Source organism: Metabacillus arenae, from assembly GCF_014773385.1.
GTDB lineage: Bacteria > Bacillota > Bacilli > Bacillales > Bacillaceae > Metabacillus_D > Metabacillus_D arenae.
In genome coordinates this window covers 40,261-62,078 of the sequence record NZ_JACXAI010000019.1, presented here as the reverse complement: position 1 = coordinate 62,078, position 21,818 = coordinate 40,261, and the positions used below count along the sequence as shown (strand labels likewise).

Annotated in this window: 17 protein-coding genes; 2 read left to right on the top strand and 15 right to left on the bottom strand. The window is 35.9% G+C overall.

The window, feature by feature from the left end:
* Positions 1-83: 83 nt before the first annotated feature.
* The 5 genes from IC621_RS14980 to IC621_RS14960 all read right to left on the bottom strand — a co-directional run bounded on the left by IC621_RS14980 (position 84) and on the right by IC621_RS14960 (position 5,353).
* On the bottom strand, positions 84-1,148 hold the full coding sequence (locus IC621_RS14980) for a Gfo/Idh/MocA family protein (RefSeq protein ID WP_191159129.1): 1,065 nt from the start codon (positions 1,146-1,148) through the stop codon (positions 84-86).
* Between the two features lie 31 nt (positions 1,149-1,179).
* Complete coding sequence (locus tag IC621_RS14975) at positions 1,180-1,809, bottom strand: YesL family protein (protein WP_191159128.1); 630 nt, start codon at positions 1,807-1,809, stop codon at positions 1,180-1,182.
* A gap of 149 nt (positions 1,810-1,958) precedes the next feature.
* Complete coding sequence (locus IC621_RS14970; protein WP_191159127.1) at positions 1,959-3,506, bottom strand: type 2 periplasmic-binding domain-containing protein; 1,548 nt, start codon at positions 3,504-3,506, stop codon at positions 1,959-1,961.
* Positions 3,507-3,523: 17 nt separating this feature from the next.
* Positions 3,524-4,438 carry a carbohydrate ABC transporter permease gene (locus tag IC621_RS14965; protein ID WP_224752566.1) on the bottom strand — a complete coding sequence of 305 codons (915 nt, stop codon included), beginning with the start codon at positions 4,436-4,438 and terminating at the stop codon, positions 3,524-3,526.
* A gap of 21 nt (positions 4,439-4,459) precedes the next feature.
* The gene (locus IC621_RS14960) at positions 4,460-5,353 is read right to left on the bottom strand and encodes an ABC transporter permease (protein WP_191159175.1); all 894 of its coding nucleotides are present in this window, start codon (positions 5,351-5,353) and stop codon (positions 4,460-4,462) included.
* 303 nt (positions 5,354-5,656) lie between these two features.
* Here IC621_RS14960 and IC621_RS14955 point away from each other — a divergent pair, with 303 nt between their 5' ends.
* Both IC621_RS14955 and IC621_RS14950 read left to right on the top strand, forming a co-directional pair.
* Entirely contained in the window at positions 5,657-7,381 is a 1,725-nt protein-coding gene (locus IC621_RS14955; protein WP_191159126.1) for a sensor histidine kinase, read from the top strand.
* A gap of 5 nt (positions 7,382-7,386) precedes the next feature.
* A complete protein-coding gene (locus IC621_RS14950) occupies positions 7,387-9,018 on the top strand; it encodes a response regulator transcription factor (protein ID WP_191159125.1) in 1,632 nt (543 codons plus the stop codon).
* Between the two features lie 388 nt (positions 9,019-9,406).
* On the opposite strand, the gene IC621_RS14945 is transcribed toward IC621_RS14950, so the two are convergent.
* From IC621_RS14945 to dagF, 10 genes are all read right to left on the bottom strand, one after another.
* Positions 9,407-10,954 carry a response regulator gene (locus IC621_RS14945; protein ID WP_191159124.1) on the bottom strand — a complete coding sequence of 516 codons (1,548 nt, stop codon included), beginning with the start codon at positions 10,952-10,954 and terminating at the stop codon, positions 9,407-9,409.
* A 35-nt stretch (positions 10,955-10,989) separates the two neighbouring features.
* Complete coding sequence (locus IC621_RS14940; protein ID WP_191159123.1) at positions 10,990-12,732, bottom strand: sensor histidine kinase; 1,743 nt, start codon at positions 12,730-12,732, stop codon at positions 10,990-10,992.
* Between the two features lie 136 nt (positions 12,733-12,868).
* The gene (locus tag IC621_RS14935) at positions 12,869-13,759 is read right to left on the bottom strand and encodes a carbohydrate ABC transporter permease (RefSeq protein WP_224752556.1); all 891 of its coding nucleotides are present in this window, start codon (positions 13,757-13,759) and stop codon (positions 12,869-12,871) included.
* 21 nt (positions 13,760-13,780) lie between these two features.
* Positions 13,781-14,665 carry a carbohydrate ABC transporter permease gene (locus IC621_RS14930; protein WP_191159173.1) on the bottom strand — a complete coding sequence of 295 codons (885 nt, stop codon included), beginning with the start codon at positions 14,663-14,665 and terminating at the stop codon, positions 13,781-13,783.
* A gap of 137 nt (positions 14,666-14,802) precedes the next feature.
* Positions 14,803-16,137, bottom strand: a complete 1,335-nt coding sequence (locus tag IC621_RS14925; protein WP_224752555.1) for an ABC transporter substrate-binding protein — start codon at positions 16,135-16,137, stop codon at positions 14,803-14,805.
* 38 nt (positions 16,138-16,175) lie between these two features.
* On the bottom strand, positions 16,176-17,303 hold the full coding sequence (locus tag IC621_RS14920) for a glycoside hydrolase family 172 protein (RefSeq protein ID WP_191159122.1): 1,128 nt from the start codon (positions 17,301-17,303) through the stop codon (positions 16,176-16,178).
* Positions 17,304-17,928: 625 nt separating this feature from the next.
* Entirely contained in the window at positions 17,929-19,254 is a 1,326-nt protein-coding gene (locus IC621_RS14915; RefSeq protein ID WP_191159121.1) for a GntP family permease, read from the bottom strand.
* Between the two features lie 82 nt (positions 19,255-19,336).
* The gene (locus IC621_RS14910; protein ID WP_191159120.1) at positions 19,337-20,041 is read right to left on the bottom strand and encodes a GntR family transcriptional regulator; all 705 of its coding nucleotides are present in this window, start codon (positions 20,039-20,041) and stop codon (positions 19,337-19,339) included.
* Positions 20,042-20,052: 11 nt separating this feature from the next.
* Positions 20,053-21,069, bottom strand: a complete 1,017-nt coding sequence (locus IC621_RS14905) for a sugar kinase (RefSeq protein WP_191159119.1) — start codon at positions 21,067-21,069, stop codon at positions 20,053-20,055.
* A complete protein-coding gene (gene dagF / locus IC621_RS14900) occupies positions 21,062-21,817 on the bottom strand; it encodes a 2-dehydro-3-deoxy-phosphogluconate aldolase (protein WP_191159118.1) in 756 nt (251 codons plus the stop codon). The genes IC621_RS14905 and dagF overlap by 8 nt, the downstream gene beginning before the upstream one ends.
* Position 21,818: the final 1 nt, after the last annotated feature.

Here is a 21,818-nt window from a genome sequence, read left to right as displayed (position 1 = left end):
GGTAAGAATAGGAAGATGCCCTCATATATCAGCAAAGGAGCCTGATATTAATTTTACTTTCTCTTACATAGCCCTCCTAAAAATCAATCAACTTTCACAAAGCGGCCATTTTCTGCAGAATAAATGATACGATCAATTACTTTTTGATTTTTATATCCATCATAAAAAGTGGGGATATCCAGAGTTTTGTTATTTAAGATTAGTTGGGCAAAGTCACTTAAAAGAGTCTTATTATAAATCTCTGGTACTTTTTCTGTTTTCAAAACTGGTTTCTCTTCCGATTCACTTTTAACAAAAATATCAATTTCATTAGGGCGCTCAATATTCACATGCAGCGTACCGTAATCCCCATATAATGTTACTTCGTGCTGATTCGATGAGCCAATTGCATTTCTTGTGGTGACAAAATTCCCTGCAACACCCTTTCCAAGAACAGCTTGAAAACTTGTAAAATCATCGACTTCAACCTGTCTCTCTTCGCCAGTTAGAGGGTCTATCCTTTTCTCAACAAAGGTTTTCATCAATGCTGAGACTGAATGGAACTCTCCAGCAAAAAATCGAGCACTATCGATCATGTGGGCTCCTAAATCTCCTAGTGCGCCTGTACCAGTAACTGCTTTATTAAAACGCCACAGATAAGGAAAGTTAAATAAAGGAGCTCCAAACGATTGTTGATAACGTACATCAATATGACGGATTTGGCCTATTGTATTTTCGTCTAACAATTTTTTCGCATATTGAAAAGCTGGGGTGTAGCGATGAATAAATCCTATCATGCAAGGAATTGGATTTTTCTCATATAATAGATTCAAGTTCTCTGCTTCTTCAAGATCCATTGTAAATGGTTTCTCAGACATAATTGGTTTTTGGTGTAAAATACATAATTCCAAGACTTTTGCATGCAAGTTATTGGGAACAACAGAGATAATGGCATCCACATCAGGAGAGGCAATAATCTCTTCCATATTATTGAAGCGTTTTTCTTGACTAACTCCCTCTTGTTCACCAATTTTACTTAAAAGATCTTGATTAATATCACATATCGCGCCAACTTGAATGGAATCTATTTTAGAAATGTTTCGAAGATAAAAATTTGACATCCCGCCAAGACCAATTACCCCAACAGTAACTACTTTATTGCTAATCATATGGGCACTCCTTCGTTTAATAGATTTTTTTCTAAATACTAACCTCATATTTTGAAAAAGCTTTTCTAAAAAGATAAGAATTTAAAAAAGCAAGTAAGGCAAATCCCCCGAATGTTCCGAAATATAATCCTGTTAGCAATCCTATGGATGAAGAAAAAACAAAAATAACTGGAACTACAGTAAGAATGATCAATACTAGAAGGTAAGGGAAATTTGAAAGCCCGACTAATAATGAATTTAATAGTGACTTTTTAATCGTGTCTTCATATCTGGCCATGTAAGGAAAAATAAAAAGCAAGATGCAAAGGTAAACACATCCAAAAATGAGTAACATGCTTGCGAAAAAGATCTTAGGTACTCCACTCAGATTTCCTAAAAAAATGAGGTTTGCAAAAAGGAAAAATCCGGCGGCTGACATAATAAACCAAACAATCGTACTTTGGGTAAAATTCTTTTTAAAAGATAATAGGAAACTCTTAACGATATCCTTCTCTTCATCTCTTACCATTTTCATTAAAACAGAGTATAAAGCAGTCATGGAAGCACCCATGGTTAAAATAGGAATACAAAAGAGGAAAAATAAAAAGTTTAAAATGACTAAATCCACTGCACTTGATAAAAATTTAAATAATGGACCATCCAAATGAAATAATTGACTCAATTTTCCCCCACCCCTTTCTAGATATAACTGTCAAATCATTCAATCTCCTAATTTACAATTGTTGAATTTTTAGGCTTCTAAAAATGAACAGTCGGTCCCACGAAATTCACGTAAACCGACTGCATTTGTTTATAATAAATATTCGCGATTTATTCAGCTTCTTTAAGACTTTTTTGATACCTGTCAAATGCTTTGTTCTGAATTTCCATATATTCGTCATAACCCATTTGTTTTAATTGAGAAATATAGGAATCCCACTCTTTTGCAGCTCCACCCTCAACAACCCATTTAGATTGCATAGATTCCACGTAAGAAGTAAGGTCTACACTTAATGCATTTAAACGATTCATCTCTTCTGCTGTATAAACAACATTTGGAAATTGTTCTCTTGCATACTTATTAATTTCTTTGTCTAATTCAAGCTTCAATCCATCTCCACCATTAGTTGGCAGTGTTACTTTTTCGTTAAATCCTTCCCCGATATATTTAGGACCAAAATCACGGAATGAGTGAATCCAGGCAAATATATCTGCTGATTCACCTTCTGGAGCTTCTAAGACTTTGTATGTTCCGTCTTCTTCTTTTTCAACTCCAACACCGAACGAACCGTAGAAAGTTTGAATACTTGCATCTTCTGTGTAGAATTTATCTGCCCATTTCAATAATTCAGCTGGATTCTCCGCCTTTGTTGTGATCATAAACTCATTTCTAGAATAAACTGGTGCATCCGTCATCACATACCGTTCTCCATCTGGACCTTCTAGTGCAGGTAATTGAGCATACTCACTTGCATTTGGTCCAAATACGGCGTCGGGCGTCCAACCACGGGATACTCCCACCAAGGAACCTTCTTCACTTTTCCGTTTTGCTTCAGCCATAGATTCATCTTGTGTAAATAACTCTTGATCAATCAGCCCTTCAGCATACGCTTTATGCATCCATTCAATCCCTTCTCTATAAGCAGCTTCAGTTGGCATATAGATTGGCTTTCCATCTTTTACCGTCATAGAAGCTAAATATGCGCCTGTAGGCAAGCCAAAGGGTAGGATAAAACTCATAACATCGCCCTGATAAAGAATTTCATCATTAGGGTCTCCGTTTCCATTTGCATCTTGCTCTTTAAATGCTTTTAAAACATTGTAAAATTCTTCATAGGTTTCAGGCATTGACAGCTTCAAATTATCTAACCATTTTTGATTGATGAACAACGAATTTCCTGCAATTGGTCTTAATGGCAGTTTCTTTGGCAAACTATAAATATGTCCATCAGGAGAAGTAACCATCGCACGCAGTGCAGGATCTTCATCAAATGCAGCTTTTAAATTAGGCATATTTTCTTCAATCAAATCTTCCAGCGGGATAAACACTCCTGAGTTCTTAGCTATATCTGAATCAGTTAGAGAAATAGAGCCCCAAAATGCATCAGGTAATTCTCCCCCAGCCATTAATAACGATTTTTTGTCTCCCCATTCACTATTTAAATAAGTATCCCAATCAATTGAAATTCCTGCTTCTTTTTCAGTCTCTTCAACAAACCCTTTTAAAAAGTCATCACCCCAGTCCGACCAACGAACTGTCGCAATTTTATAGGATCCATCTTCTTTGGATTCCGAGCTAGATGAGTCATTACTGCAGCCGACTATTAAACTAGCTGCCAATGTGACATTTACTAACAATCCTAATTTTTTCTTAAGCATATTATTTCCCCCTATTACTATTCTTTAAGTGAACCAACCATAATACCTTGATTAAAATACTTCTGTAAAAATGGATATAAACACATAATTGGTAGAGTGGAAACGACGATTGCCGCATATTTCATCATCTCTGATAATCTCCTTAATTCCGAAGCTAATTCACCTGATGCAGTTCCTAGAAGAGACTCATTAGCTATCAAAATTCTTCGCAGTATTAGTTGAAGCGGTTGCAAATTTTCGTTTGAAATATAAATCATCGCATCAAACCAAGAGTTCCATATCCCTACTGACGTCCAAAGACCAATGACGGCAAGAATGGCTTTTGACAATGGCAGCACCATCGTTAGAAAATATCTGATCGTTCCGCAGCCATCAATCTGAGCTGCTTCCCAAAGACCTTCAGGAATACTATTTTTAAAGAATGTTCTTGCAATAATAATGTTGAAAGCTGATACAGAAAATGGTAAAATCAAAACCCAAAATGTATCTAATAACCCGAAATTTTTCACTACTAAATAAGTTGGAATTAAACCGCCGCCAATAAACATTGGAATAATATAAAAGGTAGAAATCCACTTTCTTCCGAACAAATCTTGCCTTGATAAAGCATAACCAGCTGGTATGTTCACAACTAATGCAATAAGTGTTCCAACAATGGTGTAGATAATTGTATTGAAATACCCTCTCCAAATCATTTCTTGTTTCAGTAATTCAATATACCCATCTAATTTCCACTCTTTTGGCCAAAACCACACATTTCCGTTTGCAATATCAGCAGGATTACTAAATGAAGCGATTACAATAAACCAAAGAGGATAAATAATCATCACCATCATCAGAATCGCTATTCCGTATACTGAAATATCAAAAATTCGATCTTTCCAATTCTTTTGAGTTCTTGATTTTTTAGTAAACTTATCTTTCATTGTCATCTCCACACCCCTGCCTCCCTTCTATAACAAGCTTGTTTTCGTTAGTTTCTTAGACATCCAATTCACTAAAAGCAAGATCACGATATTGACCACTGTATTGAACAACCCGATGGCTGTTGACAAGCTATATTGAAAATTTTGCAGCCCGATTTTATAAACATACGTAGAAATAACTTCACTTCCAGCTAAGTTTAAGGAATTTTGTAGTAAAAGGACTTTTTCAAATCCTACACTCAAAAGACTGCCTGCTCGTAAGATCAATAAAATCATGGCGGTAGGCAAAAGTAATGGTATATCAATATGAAGAATCTTTTGCATTTTACTCGCGCCATCCATGGTTGCAGCTTCATAATAGGTTGGATTAATTGCTGATAGAGCTGCTAAATAAATGATACTGTCCCAGCCTACATGCTGCCAAACATCACTCCATACATAGATACTGCTGAAAAATGAAGACTTTGATAAAACATTTGGCATTTCGATTCCGATTAACCCTAACAAGTTAAAAATTAATCCATTGCTAGGTGACAAGAAAATTAAAATCATACCACAAATAACCATCGTAGAAATGAAATGCGGTAAATAAGTTGTTACCTGAAATACCTTTTTAAACATCCCAATACGTATCTGGTTACAAAGTATGGCTAACGCTATTGGTAATGGAAACCCCACCAAAATACTGTAAAAACTGATATTTAACGTATTTTTTATGGTTAGATCAAATTGGTACGAATTAAAAAATTGAATAAAATGCTTTAACCCTGCCCACGGGCTCCCCCATATACCTAAAGCAGGCGAATAATCTTTGAATGCGATAACTAACCCATACATAGGCAGGTACGTAAAACAAATTAATAATATAATTGAAGGAAGCAGCAAAACATATAAGGGTCCACTTTTCTTTAACTGTTTCATCAAATTAGATGTTTTGCTTTCATTTGAGATGACTGCTGCATTTGTAATCGTTTGAGTAACAACTTTATTGTCCAATTTTCCCCCTCCTTTATTTGATAACTCCATTATATGAAAGCGTATTCAATGATTAATAGCAGTAAACGGTTGAGTCATTCATACTATTCAGTGAAAAATAGATAATTTATCTAAATCAGGATTATAAAATAGCACTATTCAGTCCTTATTAGGACTTTCAATCGCTTTCTTGACGTTTTTTTGCTAGAAAATGCAAGTTGATTCTTTATAATGAAGGTTAAGGCAAGCATGGGAGTTGAAAAAGAATTGAATTTGCATATTGGAAAAAATCCCTCACGTTCTGTTAATTATTATTCAAAAGTACTTTTTATCATTTTAATTTCTATATTACTTATCAATATCTTTGTTAGTTTCTTCACTATTTCTATTACTAGGCAGCAAAGTATCGAATACATTACGAATACTGTTAATCTCTACTTAAAGGACGCCAATCAAAAACTTAATGCTGTCGATCATTTTATGATTTGGACTGTTAAGCATGAACCTTTAATTGAGAATATAGAAGACGCCCAAGATATGTCAGAATTACCTAAAAGTATTAGGGATTTCAGATCAAGAGTAAATGATTTTCAATACTCTACTGGTGAAGAATATCAGTTCTTCTTAGGATTAAAAAAAAAGAACTACTTTTTTAATAGCTCTCCCATTCAAATGAAGTATTCTGAATACCTTAAAATAAAAGATTTCTTTTTGTCAGAAAAAAGAACGTTGAATAAATATGAAAATTTTTATACATGGCAATCGCTCAAGCTTAACAATAAGTTCTATTTATATCACTTATTAGAATACGAAAATAGAATGTTTATTTCTTTGATTGCTGTAGATGATATTCTTATGCCTTTACAAGACATCAATTTAGGTAATAATGGGATCATCATGATGGAAAATGATGAACATGGTTTTCTTTCTAGCTCAGATCAAGTTCATTTGTTTAAAAAAGAAAAATCTAACAGCTTTTTTAGTAGTCACCTAGTATTTGAAGGTAAAAACACTTCTCTACCATTTTCCTTACATGTATCTGTCGATCATTTTAGTGCATTTGAAAGAGTCGTTATTGCTCAATTCGTCCTTATCTTTGCAACAATTATGATCAGTTTGATTTTATTCCTAATTGTGCTCTATATGAAAAACAAAGTAATCTCCCCTATTCGAAAATTTTCCAAAAACCTATCTGATATTAATGCAAATAATGAAACAATTGATTTTAAAAGCAGCAGTATTATGGAGCTTGAGCAAGCGAATGCACTATTCAGAGGTTTGATAAATGAAGTAAAAAAACTAAAAGTAAATATTTACGAACAAGAAATTGAAAAGAAACAAATTCAAATGGATTTTATGAAACTGCAGATCAAACCACACTTTTATTTAAATTGTTTAACGACCATTTATAGCATGGCTCAAATGAAAATGGATAAAGAAATAAAAGAAATGGCCTTATCAACATCTAAATATTTTAGATACTTATTTCAAACAAATCAAAACTTTGTAAAGCTGGAAAAGGAATTAGACCATATTCATGATTACTTGGCCATACACAAATTAGTGCATGGACCTGTATTTCTTTTTGAAACTTTTATTCAACCTAATAGTGAAAAAGCTAAAATTCCACCATTAGTGTTACAAACATTCATTGAAAATACGATTAAATATTCCGTTTCGTTAGATGAACAAGTGAGTATTTCCTTAAGAATTTATTATATAGATATGGATAACGAAAAATTTATTAAAATCACGTTAAAGGATACTGGCCCAGGCTTTCCTTATGATGTATTGGATAAGCTTCAGAACAATATTCCTTTAACGAATGAAAAAGGAAATCATATTGGGATCAACAATGTCATTCAAAGGCTTCGACTATTATATGGCGGAGATTTTTTGATAGAATTTTCTAATGATTCTGATGGCGGGGCTTTAATTGTCCTAATGATCCCTTATCTTATTTATGAGGAGTGAATAGTATGAATGTGTTGATTGTTGACGATGATCGCTTTGTCGTTTCTGCTTTAGAACAAAAAATAGATTGGCCTTCTTTAGACATCCAACAAATATACAGCGCTTATAATATTCGTCAAGCGAAGAAAGTATTTGATGAAAATACGATTCATATTCTCATTTCCGATATCGAAATGCCACAAGGCAGCGGCCTTGAATTATTGGCTTGGATAAGATCGGAGGGGTTCAATGTACAAGCTATCTTTTTAACTAATTTTGCAGATTTTAACTATGCACAAAAAGCGATTGAACTTCAAAGTTTTGAATATTATTTAAAACCGATTGAATTTGATAAACTTGAATTAATCATAAAAAAGGCAGTAAATAAAGTGAAGCTAAGTCAAATAAAAGAAGATGCTATAAAAGTTGGACATTACTGGCAACAAAACAAAGAAGAACTAGTAGAACATTTTTGGCACACTTATATAAAAAACAATGACTCCTTATCTAGTGAAGAACTTCTTGAACAACTGAAAATCAAACAGATCGATTATTCTATGGATGATTGTTTTATGCCACTCTTACTTGATTTATTTCCTTATACATTAGTTGATAATAAAGAAATTATGTCGATATTAGATAATGAAAACGATTTTCAAAATAAGTTAAAATCAATTATTGCTGAAACGTTCAAAAATGATTCGATTCGTTTAGATGGTCTGCTGGAATTAAACAAAAATAAAGATGAGTATCTTGCCATTTTTAAAATAGACTGTCGTTCTGAAGCGTCAACTAAGGAGATGATTTTTTCCAGTAATCAGTTAATTACAGCTATTCACAACAATTTAAATTGCGATGTTCAATGTGGTATCAGAGCTGTAAGTCCTATAGACAACATTCAATCTACTGTAAAGGAACTTCAAGTTGCAAGGAAAGAAACTGTAGATTTTAGAAACAAAACCTTATTCTTTGAAACTTACAAAAAAGATGTCCATAAATATGTTGAACCAAATTTACAACTGTTGGAGAATTATCTCGAAACTGGCAATAGAATAAGTTTCATTAATAAGTGCTTTCAATACCTTACAAACCTATTAGATAAAAATGCGTTAAATCATAATGTGCTGTGTAGTTTCAGACTAGATATAACTCAATTAATCTATACGCATTTAAAGAAAAAAGAAATTCTAGCAAATAAGTTATTCCAAGGGAAGATTGGTGATTTTCTGCTAGAACAATCCTCAAGATCTATAGATGATTTAATGATTTACATTTCATATTTAGTGGATGTTTCCCTTGACTATATGGCATTTACGAACTCACAGAAATCTGTCGTCAACACGATTTGTGAGTATATTGATCAAAATTATCAAGAAAATATCACGAGAACTAGCTTAGCCAAAATAGTCTATCTTAGCCCTGATTATATTGCGAGATTTTTCAAAAAAGAAACCGGAATATCACTTGTAAATTACATTATAAAAAAAAGAGTTGCCAGGGCGAAAGACTTACTTACGAATACAGATCTTCCCGTCCATATTATTTCTGATAAAGTAGGTTATGGAAATTATTCATATTTTACAAAGCTTTTTAAGAAAGAAACAAATTATACTCCTGTCGACTTTCGAAAAATGACCAATTCAAAATGTGAAAAGTAAATTTAAATGGATGGGCTTTTGCACCATTCAATTGATGTAAAATGAAACTTCCTTATGCTTATATATTATTACTCCGGTGTTCAATATAGTTTTGCAAAGAGAAAGGCAGAGAATTGCAACTTGACATGGAGCCTGTGTGGGCATGACTACTAAGCCAGAAAGTCATTATTAGTAGGGCTTGCTTTATCAAAAGAGGCTATCATGCCCACCTCTCCCTTTAAAGTTGGAACAAACAAATACTCTGCAATAAGCTTTATAATTTTTATCAAAAGTTTATGATGGTAACAGACAAGAGTGGTTAAAAAACTTGTTCTGGATATGAATACTTTTTCTTGTTAATTTTTATTATCTTTGGTCGTATCAAAGTAATTTCCACAAGATAAAATAATCACTCTGCCTCCCCAACCAAATGCTTAGTACGGTATTCACTTGGTGTTGTCCCAACCTGTTTCTTAAAAACTTGGTTAAAGTATCTTTGGTTTTCATATCCGACTTGGTCGCATATTTCGATTATTTTGTAGTTTGTTGTTCGTAATAGCTCTTTTGCTTTGGTTATTCTAATTTCGGTAATGTATTCAAAGATTGTCATTTTAGTTTTTTTTGAAAATAAACTGCTGAGATATGGCGGGCTTATATGAAAGAGATTCGCTATTTCATCCAGGAAGATTGGTTGATTAAAGCAATCTTCCAAATATTTTTTTACCTCCAAGATCAATTTATCTTTAGATGAAATTCTATGATTATTTAAATAATCAAATGTTTTGATCACAAAGTTTTTAAGCCATTGGGTAATTTCTTCAATCGATTGCAAATTATGCAATTCCTCATACTGCTGGTGCTTCTCTCCTACTATTTTTTCAATCTGTATTTCGAATTCATGATGAACATATTCATAAACGTTATGAATGAATTTAAAACATAGGTAGTTGGTTTTTGCCGGGGAAGTTAAATTTACAATTGAATCGTTCATTATTTCTTCAATCAATCCAGTCATATTTTCTAAATCAACGTTATTTTTTTTAAAGCAAGCATCAATTTTTTCAATGATGTCATGACCAACCGTATTATTCAGCCTTTCTAAGTCTTTGGAATAGGTAAACAGCTTATTTAAGTAAAGTCCAATTTGGAATGCTTCATGTGCTTCTTTATATGACTTACGAACGTATTGTAAATCATGATAAGTATGACTAACTCCAATGTGTGTAATCGCTTTCAAACCTTCCTCAAATTGTTTAGTCACCTTGTTTAAAAAACTATCTATTTCCGATAGCTTGTTGGATTCGTACATGATCGTAATAAAGTCTTCAATAATATATACGAACGTTTTGTACCCGCTCTCCTTGGCAGAGATTTTAAGATTAGCCATTAACTCTTCAATACTAGCATTCGTTTTCCAATTCGAATTTTTAAATCCTATAATTAGAAATTTAAAGCTTTGGAATGGATTGTGTATTTTAGAGTAATCAGAATTTCGTCCTAAAATAAGATCAAGAATCAGTCTTTCTTCCATTCCTGATTGGTATTTTTGAATTTCTTCATTTCTTTGTTTTTCAGCTTGTCCTTTATCGTATTTATTGATTGCCTTCTCCACAGCTTCTTTAATTTCGTCAATTTCTATCGGCTTCACTAAATAATCAAGTGCTTCCAATTCAATCGCCCTTTTAGCATAGTCAAACTCTGTATAACCGCTAATAATAATAAATACAATCTCAGTGTTAATTTTTTTAGCCTTTTGGATTAAATTTAATCCATTTAATCCTGGCATTTGGATATCTGCTAATACAATATGGGGTTTTTTGTCTATGATGCATTGAAGTGCTTCTTCCCCGTTTGATGCAGTATAAACCATCTTAACCTGAAGTTCTTGCCAATTCATTATAGATGTCAAACCATCAATAACAATCTTTTCATCATCGACTATTAGCAGCTTATACATCCTTTTCACCTCATCTCATTATTTACTGCAGTCCCTTATGCAGACTTCTCTGCCTTCATCCCGAGTGATAGAACAACTTTTGTTCCTTCATTCAATTTACTTTCAATACTTAGTCCATATGAAGAACCATATTGGAGCTTAATTCGTTCATTAATATTTTTTAATGCATACCCTTGGTTTTTTAAAAGTGCTTCCTTACTATTAAAACCACACCCGTTATCCATTATGACAAACATCAATTTCTCTTCTTTTTTAAATCCTTTAATGATGATTTTTCCTTGGCCGTTTTGTTTTTCAAACCCATGCTGGACTGCATTTTCTACAATTGGCTGTAAAAGCAGTTTAATGATCTTTTCATCAAGAATAGAAGGATCAACATCCATCATAAATTCAATTCTATTATCAAATCGGATGTTTTGTATTTGCAGATAGCTTTTCACTTGTTCTATTTCATTTCTTACTGATGTAATAGGCTCTCCATTATTTAGTGTCAATTTAAAAAGCTTAGATAAGCTTACTGCTATTTTTGAAATTGGCTTTACCTTTGCCTTTTCCGCCATCCAAAAAATAGTGTTGAGCGTATTATATAAAAAGTGGGGATTTATATGGCTTTGTAAAGCTAGTAATTCCGCTTCTTTTTCCTTTAGCTTTGATTCATATAATTCCAAGGTTAACTCATTATTTCGGTTGTACAGCTCGACAAACCGATTTCCTATTTTTCCAATTTCATCTTTGGGGTCAAATTTTATCCCGATGATCTGCTCTCTATACTCCATTTTTTGTGTTACATTTCGTAACAGATCAAGCTGCTTTGTGATTCTTTTTGAAATTAATAAAGCGCTGAACACTGCGATAAGTAGTGAGAGAACGAGCAGTGCCGCCGTCATCATTCGTATATAGTTAATTTCTTTAACCACGCTTTGATACGGAATAATGCTTACAATTTTCCAATTCGTTTTTAAATTTGTTTTGAAGGTTAAAATATATTTTGTACTATTAATATCTTCTATGACCGTACCTTCGGAATCTGTATTCTTTAATAGGTTAGTCAATTCATTTACCTTCAATTGTTTTTCGTTTCCATTAAAATAAATCGTGTTTCTTTCGTCAAATATTAAAATCTTTCCTTCTTTTTCAATGTCTTTGAACATGTTTTCAAAAACAAGTTCATCTACATTGATAATGGAGATGCCAAGCTCTTTGGATGTCCCCAGGTCTCTAATGACCCTACCAAACAATAATTGATTATTAACCCCTTTTACTAGGCTGGTTTCTCTTGCCTTAAACCAGGTGCCGCCCCATTCACTTTTCTTTAACATAGGATACCAGCTTGCGTTTTTAATATCGTTATAAATAGGTCGTTCATATTTTCTTTCACCGTGATTTAGTTTTAAAAATTCATGATGTTCATTCCCAATATATACCGCATTAATATAAGGCTGATTAACCGTGTTTATATTTCTCAATACATTTCTTGAAGAGGTTTCTAATCTATAAAGCTGGGGTGATTTTTTCTTGTAACTCAAATAGCTTTGCACACGATCGTCTGAAAAGATAAGGTTAGAGATATTTTCCACATCTGTAATAAGAGTATGAATATTCCAATCTACTACACTTAAAAAGTTAGAGGTAGTTGATGATACCTTATTTTCCACCACCTTGTTGAAAAATAAAAAAGTAAATGGTCCAACGACAACTAACGGAATCAAGGATGAAAAAAGGGCTAAAATAATGATCTTTCGTTTAATATGAAGCTTGCTTTTCATACTCTCTAACATACATTTAACACCCCTCTTTCATTATTATTTGGTTAACCATCTATATTTTTTGAGGACACCAATAGCCCGCTGGTTATTAACGACACAAATCCTTATCCACGCAAAATAGATAAGGATTGAAATCGTTACAGTTTCTTTATTCCTTAACAGCTCCCAATGTCATCCCGCTTACGATATAACGTTGAACCAAAAATGAAAAAATCATAACCGGTAAGCTAAACGTAATGGCAGCGGCAGTCATAGGGCCTAAGTCTAGATTATATGCTGTTAAAAACTCTGAAATCCCGACAGTTGCTGTCTTTGAGTTTGTACTTGTTAAAAGTAAGGCAAATAGAAAGTCATTCCACGCTAACATAAACGTAAATATAGCTGTCGTTGCAAGTCCAGGAAGTGATACAGGGAGAATAATCCGAAGAAATGCCCCTAACCGGCTGCATCCGTCAACTCGGGCAGCTTCGTCAAATTCCTTTGGAATGCCGTCAAAGAAGCCAATCATCATCCAGATTGCAAAAGGAATATTTATACTTGTATAAACGAAAATTAAGGCAAGCGGGGTGTCGATTAACCCCATATTATTAATGATGATATACATCGGGATGGCCACACTAATCATTGGTACCATACGTATGCCTAACGTGATTAGCAAAAAGATATTGCTTACCTTTGATGAAAATCGCGAAAAACCGTAAGCTGCCAATGATCCAATGAAAACACTTAACCCCATACTAACAGTTGCTGTTAATAAACTATTTAGGAAATACTTTCCTATCGGTAAATACTTAAACATCCCATAATAGTTTTCCAGAGAAAATTGCTTCGGCCATAATGTTGGCGGTGAACTTACTGCCTCAGCTGATGGCTTAAAAGACGTAAGAAGTAAATAAACATAGGGCCCTAAAAATAAAAGCGCTAACATACAGGTCACCAGGAAAATAAATAGCTGCCAAATTTGCTTTGAATTCAGCTTTACTCCTGCTTTATTTGCCATTTGTACCGCTCGAGAATTATTTAATGGTCTTTCTAACATAATGAAACCACCTCTCAATCATTAAGCATGTTTTTTACTTGGAGACCACATTTTTGTCATAAAGAAAGAACTCAATCCAAGCAGCAATACAATAAAGATAACCGCCATTGCGCTTGATTCTCCAACAGCTCCATATCTTGTTAATGTTTTATACATATAAGTACTTAATACTTCAGAAGAAAAGCCCGGACCGCCTTGAGTCAATACCCAAACAATATCAAACGTTCTTGCTGCATCAATGATCCGAATGACAAGGGCAACAGTAGCAACTGGGATTAAAGAAGGGATAATGATATAGCGAAATGTTTGCCATTTATTCGAGCCATCCATTTGAGCTGACTCAAACAGGCTTTTGGGAATCCCTTGAATTCCAGCAAGGAAGATTAGCATCATGAACGGTGTTGTTAACCAAATGTCTGCAATGATGGTTGAAAGAAGAGAGTATTTTGAGTCAGATAACCATAAAATCTGATGCGGGTCAGAAATAACGCCCATTTTATAAAGACCCCAGTTAACGATGCCAAACTGATCATTGAGCATAAATTTCCAAATTAATCCTGAAACCAATGGAGCTAGCATTAAGGGGCTTAACAATAAGGTTCGAATAAGCTGACTCCCTTTAAAACCAGTACTCAATAACAATGCTAGAATTAGACCGATTATGAACTCAAAACCTACCGCTGCAACGATAAAGATCACGGTATTAAGTGCCGATTGTAAGAATCGTTCAGAAGTAAAAGCGTCAATATAATGTTTCATGCCCACAAACTCACTTTTAGAAGGATCATATAAATCAAAAGTAAAAAAACTGTCTTTCACTAGCAGAAAAATCGGATAGACGAAAAAGACGAGTAAAACAATGGCTGCTGGTAAAAAAAATAGGAAAGCAAGCAGCCCATTTTTCATTTTCACATTAACCACCTCGGTTTCACTACTATTTTTAAATTTCCATTCATTAAGGTCAGAATCTCCGCAATAATCGAAATCCTATCATGCGGAGATTTCTGATGGCTAAATTTCATAAACAGGAAATTCGATTTTCTTTACTGCTGAACGATATCTTCGATCACATTAGCAGCCCAATCAAGCGCTTCCTCAGGTGTTTTTTCTCCTGATAATGCATATTGAACAGCAGGTATTAATGCTTCACTTTCTATTTGCTGCCACTCTTGAAGGGCAGGGCGATTTTGGGTTTGTTTTCCAGACAAGGTTTTCGTAAGTGGTTCTAAATGTTCATAACCTTCTTTTTTACTATACTTTTCTGAAACTGATTTTCTTGCTGCTACACCTAGAGCTTCCATGTATAACTCGTTTTTATCATATAGGAATTCGATATATTTTTTGGCAATCTCTTGCTTTTTAGAGGATTTTGGCACAACTTGGTACCACGGCCCAGGTACTGCCCCAATTCCTTCAGAACCAGCAATCATAGGTGCTGAACCAACGTTCCCTGCTACCTTGGATTGCTTTGGATCATTTGACGGTACATAGAAATGTCCCCATGCAAGCATCATTGCGGCTTTACCATTCCAAAAAAGTTCTGCCGTTTCTGCCGATGAAATTTCCAGTGCGCCTGGAGGAGCTGATTTATCCTTATTTAGGATTTCAGTTAAGAGCTCAAGTGCCTCTACATAAGGCTTCGTATTTATAAGTACTTTCCCGTCTTCCCCCACAACTAGAGGCTTTGCTCCCGCTTGTGCGGCATGATCTAACCAGCTTGCAACGGCATCCCCATTATTTGCTCCAAATACAGTTGTTCCATATTGATCCACTTGACCATTGTTATCTGTATCACGTGTAAAGAATTTTGCCGTATCTTGATACTCCTGCCATGTTTTCGGCGGTTGAAGCTCGTAACCATATTGCTCTTTAAACGATTTCTTATTTGCTTCATCTTCAAATAAATCTTTACGATAAATTAACGTTTTTGCATTCGTCCAAACTGGCATTCCGTATGCATTTCCCTCATAACTGCCTCCAGATAAAAGTCCAGGGAATAGATCGTTCTTTACTTCATCTGTCATTAAGTCATCTAGAGGGAGCAAGCCGCTTGCAAATGAGGGAAACCAAAGAATATCAATGGTTGCGACATCATAAGCACCAGCTCTAGACGTCATCTCAGCTTTCAGCTTGTCATACACCCCAACATATGGGACAGCCTCAATTTTCACTTCATAGCCAGTCAACTTTTTAAAATCCTCTGCAGTTTGCTCTGCAACTTTAAAAGCAGGACTTCCGCCTTCAACCAAAACGGTTAACGACTTTTCATCACTTTGCTGTGTTTCACCGGATGTCTGGTTACCAGAACAACCGGTGAGGAAAACGGAAACGATTAGTAAGCATGTCATAAGATTTACAATAAACTTTCTATTAATCAACGCAATCTCCCCCTTGAAAATATTACCAAACTAAAAGATTATCTATCCCATAACCCATGTTCCGGCCATCTTCTTGGCAAACGGTCTTCTACAGGCGGCAGCTCAGGTTGTGGTTTATGAGGCTCGAGCTGATACCAATAGGCTACACTTGAGAATTCATTTCCTTGATCATTTGCATGACCATGTTCAATTGTTGCGCGGATAGATTTAGTAAAACGAATTGGATCCTCGATGTGGAAACGGTATAAGCTCCATTTCCCAAAATGCTCCTGAACATCACTTCCTAATGAAATACCATGATATGGACCTGCATACTCTCCGCTTGGAAATCCCCATGCTGCATTAAAATAATCTTCCGTCCCTGTTCCATGTATAGATGGAGGCCATTGTTCGCCATCAATAAAGAACATGTCATCCCCCTCGCCAGGCCAAGTAAATTCCTGATTTGATGCATCAAAATTATCAATATTTAATACACACCCAACATAGTGTCCTTTGCCTTCAGCATCTAATATGACGTAGTTTTCTTCCCCGGTTAAATTCGTTCCTGGAAGATCCCATGGTGCTGGATTTTTCACATCCGAATCATGTACAACTTTCTTGCAAGGATTTTCCTGAATCCAATTTGCATGAAATCTTCCCATATCCTCTGGAATTCTATCCTTTTCTTCATATAACTCATAATCAATGTAATAAAATAAATTCTCTATCCGCTCTTCACTTTCATTAATCAATTGAATAACTGCACCATCTGAGAACGGCATTGGAAAATAACTATTCATTGCAGCAGCAAAGGGTCCTTTTGGTCCTCTTTTTTCACCTGTGACCATACTCAGCGGAAGGGAAACATAATGTTTACATGTTGCATGTCCAATCCCAAAGAAGTCACCAAGCGGAACACGTACACTTGGATTTTCTTCCCCATCCCAGTACATTTCAAGAACAAGCTTGCGCAAATATTGAGGAGCATAACAACGAGTCGTCATCCAAATATGTTTAATGCATCCAACCCCTTTAATGTCGGCCATAACTGCAGTATCACCGGGTTCAACAACTTTAAAGTCTCTATTTCCCCCTGAACGATCCCAGCTCGACTCTCTTTTAGTACGTGCATCCTTAATGATTGGTAGTCCTCCTAGCGGACTGTTTGGTTCCCAGACGTTCATATTTCTTTCTCCTCTCTTTAGTTAAAAATCTATGAATTTTTGATGATGAAACGTGAAATAACAGAAGATGATTGATAGTAGTTCAGGTAGAGTAAAGTAAATTTCACCTCTCTCATATAATTGTTAACGCTTACAAATCTGATCCTGAAAACTAACCGTAAATAAATTTTTCAGTCGGAGAAATGAATATAAATCCTCTAACTGTCCAGGTTGTATTATTGTAAGCGAAGAAAATAATAATCCTACCTAATCATTGCTGCTGATTTGAAGCTTTGGAATTGTTATTCATAGCTGCATTTTCTCTTTGAAAGTTTCATAACTTCACTTATCATTTTAAATTCATTTTAAAATATTGAAAATTCAAATATCTTTTAAAAATGTTAGATATTTTTCGAAGTTCATCCATTTTGAATTCTACTAGTCTAGAAATTCATTGCAAACTTTAAAAAACAAAGAAGCCTAACTCCTAGTTGGATACAGACTTATATTTTTTAGAGAATGAACTTTCACAAACCTTTTAACTTATTCAAAAACTTTTTTCTGATCTGATAAAAAAGGTCTGCAATTAAGCAGACCCTTTTCCTATTTCTACGATTCTCTCTCTTATTCTATTAAAATCGTTCATTTAAACAAACATATCAAATAATAATACGCCTCCAAAAGCGATAAAGGATAGTAATGTCTCTAAGACCGTCCACGTTTTAAATGTTTCTTTGACTGTTAATCCCAGGTATTCTTTTACTAGCCAGAAACCGGCATCGTTTACGTGTGAAAACATGAGTGATCCGGCACCTGTTGCGATGACGAGTAATTCCAGGTTCACGCCTGACATGTGCTCAATAATTGGTGAAACAATACCAGCCGCTGTTGTTAATGCGACCGTTGCTGAGCCTGTTGCAACTCGAATTAATCCGGCGACGATAAATGCTAAAACAATTGGAGATAGAGACAAATTCTCGGACATTTGCGCAATGGATGTTCCCACGCCGCTATCGATAAGGATTTGTTTAAACCCACCGCCTGCACCGATGATTAAAATAATCGAACCAACTGGCAGTAAGCATTCGTCTGTCAACTTCTTAATGACGTTTTTATCCATGCTTTGCCGATATCCAAGGAAATAGAATGCTGCGAAACAAGAGATTAATAGGGCAATGACAGGGCTGCCAATTAATAAAAAGAATTTCAACAAGACGCTGGGCAGCGGTAAAAACGGTACCACAACAGACAAGACCATTAAGACAACAGGCAATAAGATAATGAAAAATGAAATGCCTGTTCCTGGTAATTTTTGCGACGCCGTATTTACACGGAGCAGCTCTGGCTCTCCTTCAGGAATGACGCGTTTATGCACCCATTTTGCAAATACCGGACCTGCAATGATGGCTGCAGGCAGTGCAAGGATGAGTGAATAGAGAAGGACTTTTCCCAGATTGGCATTATAGATGCCTATTGCGGTCATTGCCCCCGGGTGCGGCGGCACAAGGCCATGCACAATGGATAATCCAGCAAGTACAGGTAATGCGATTAATAAAATGTTTTGTTTTGTTGTTTTGCGAATAGAAATCACTAAAGGTAATAAAATGACAAGACCTACTTCAAAGAATACCGGGATCCCAATGATAAAACCAGCGAATAACATTGCCCATGGCAATTTCTTTTCACCAAAGATTCGAATGAAGAAATCTGCCACTTGCATTCCGGCACCTGAATCTGACATCAGCTTCCCTAAAATTGTACCTAGCGCCAAAATGCCAACTAAATGGCCCAAAACACTGCCGACTCCACTTTCATAGGCGACAACAACCTTATCCATTGATAGTCCGGACATAATGGCTAAAAACAAGCTTGCAACAGTTAAACTAATAAACGCATGCCATTTCCACCACGATACTCCTAAAATGACAATGACAATTGCTAACAATGTAATGATTAATAAATACATATCCATATTTATATTCCTCCCCATATCTAGATGGTAAACGCTTTCAAAATGTCAACAAGAAGAGGAACATCAACTTCCTCACTGTTTATTAAACATCATAGTTCACAATATAGTGCTGCATTTCTGTATTGTAAAATCCTTCACTGTATTCGATCAAATTCCCTGTTTCATCATAAGAATACCGCAATCGTTTTAATAAAGGCGTTCCCCGTTTTACACCCAATTTGTCCTCAACATGGGATGGGGCTTTCGCAACAGCAAACTGATCCCGAAACTTTTCTAAAGAAATATCTTGTTCTTCAATAAAATCGTACAAAGATTGAACATTTAAGTCAGAATGTTCCATTCGTGCAGTTAAATAATTCGTGTAATGGATATACGGTACGTTATCAAGAAGATAGAGGCGCTCAATGCGCAGACATTGCCCGCCGAACAATCGAAACGGCTCTGTATCCTCTTCATTTAATACAACTTCCGCTTGCAGCAATTGTTTTTGAATTGTATGGCCTTCTTCTACTAAAACCTCTGTAAAGCGCTTCCCTTTAGAAAGTTTTGAAGCAGAGGTATTTCGAATCACTTTTGTCCCTTTGCCGCTCCTCGTTTCAAGATATCCTTCTTGAACAAGCTCTTTGATGGCATTACGGATGGTAATTTTGCTTACATTGAATTCATCTTCCAATTGAGGCTCTGAAGGGATATTTGTATGAATAGGATACACACCGTGTAAAATCCGATCCTTTAAGATATTCTTTATTTGTAAATATAATGGTCCTTTTTTTCGAGATACGTTCACTGTTACATTCCCTACCTTTCTACATCGCCCACTGATTCTGTCATCGCCTGGAAAATCTCATTCTCTGATGACATTGGGGTATCGCCTGCAACCGTATGCGCCAGCATTCCTGCAGCTGCTGCATATGAGACGGTCTTCTCCGGTGAAAATCCTTGCAGCTCACCATGTACGATCCCACTCGTATAGGCATCTCCAGCCCCTATTCTATCATAGACAGAAAACGAGAGCGTTTTTGAGAAAGTAAATGTTTGGTTCTTCAACATAAAGCCTTGCAAGGAATGCGTATTGTTGCTGTTGATGGAACGATGCGTTCCAGCTATCACAGAGATTGTGTATTTTTCCGCAACGACTGGTATCAACTCCTTGAGCTGCTCTTGACGGTCTTTCTTGTTTGTTTTCATTCCAAGGATAAACATTGCGTCTTTTTCATTCATCATGACTATATCGGAAAGTTCCAGCATTTCTTCATAATGCGGCTTCGCCTTTTCATAACCGTCTTCGCCCCAGAGGGACGGGCGGTAGTTGCAGTCAAAGACGACTGTGCCGCCATTTTCTTTGACTGCTTTTGCGAATGTTTTCATATGGTGGCGGACACTTTCATTCATCGCAAGTGTGATTCCGCAAAAATGAACAACATCCACTTTATGAGCAATCTCCTCAAAATCATACGTTCCATCTGGTGCTGTATTGAAGCTGCTCTCTTTGCGATTGGAATAGGTAACGCGGCTGGGTCGTGCCCCGAATCCATTTTCTAAAAAGTACATTCCGACGTATTTCCCGTCTCGTAAAATGAACGATTGCGTAACACCTAGTTTTTGAAGATACGATACGGCTGCATCACCAACTGCATTAGCCGGCAATGTAGACACGAGGTATCCTTGATGCCCAAATCGTGCCAGAGCCGAAGTTACATTCACTCCCGTACCGGAGAAAGAATAATGTAATGTGCCTGCTTGTGTCAGGAGTTCATGCCTAGGCACCTGCAACCGCATCATTACCTCTCCAAAAGCAGCAATTTTTTTAGCCATAGTGATCCACCAATTTCTTCATGGTTTCAAGTAATTCACGAACATCCCCTGCATTTGTTTTCCCTGTTTCTTTGTCGATAATCGATGAATAAACATGAGGTATCACTTGCGGCACGTTAGCTTCTAAAGCAATACGTAAAATCGTTTCAAAGTTCTCTTTGTCGATCCCGCCAGTAGGTTCTAACGCAAACCCTTCCTCCCCGCATGCTTGTGCAACTGCACGGAACTCGTCTTCACGCGATAAGCCTTGCATCGGGAAATATTTCATTGCATTACCGCCCATGTCGCGTACAAGCGCAATGGCTGTTTTAATCGGTACAATCGCGTGGTCATCCTGTGCAGCACTTACTGGGCCTGTTGAAATATTCACATATCCTACGCGCCCTGTTGGAGACACTAAACTGTTGATCCAGCTATCTTTTTCATCAAGTTTGGCACGCGTTGCACCGACAGCCGGAAATACTTGGTTTACATGACTGCCAGGGTAGTGTTTCACGATTTCGGCTACCACTGCTGCTTGACGATTGTCACCAGCGCCTAGTCCAATTGAAACCGCTTCATCTATTTCTTTTCCATATTCCTTCATGGCTGCGACTGCTTCTTCTACTGTTGGATAGTCTTTTGAAAGAACACCAACTAAAACATATCCGTCTGCTCCTTCAAACACCTCTTTGGCATTCTCTATCCCATTTGCTAGTACATTTAATGCCGCACGGTCTTTATAAAAACGTTTTGTAATGGTTGACATC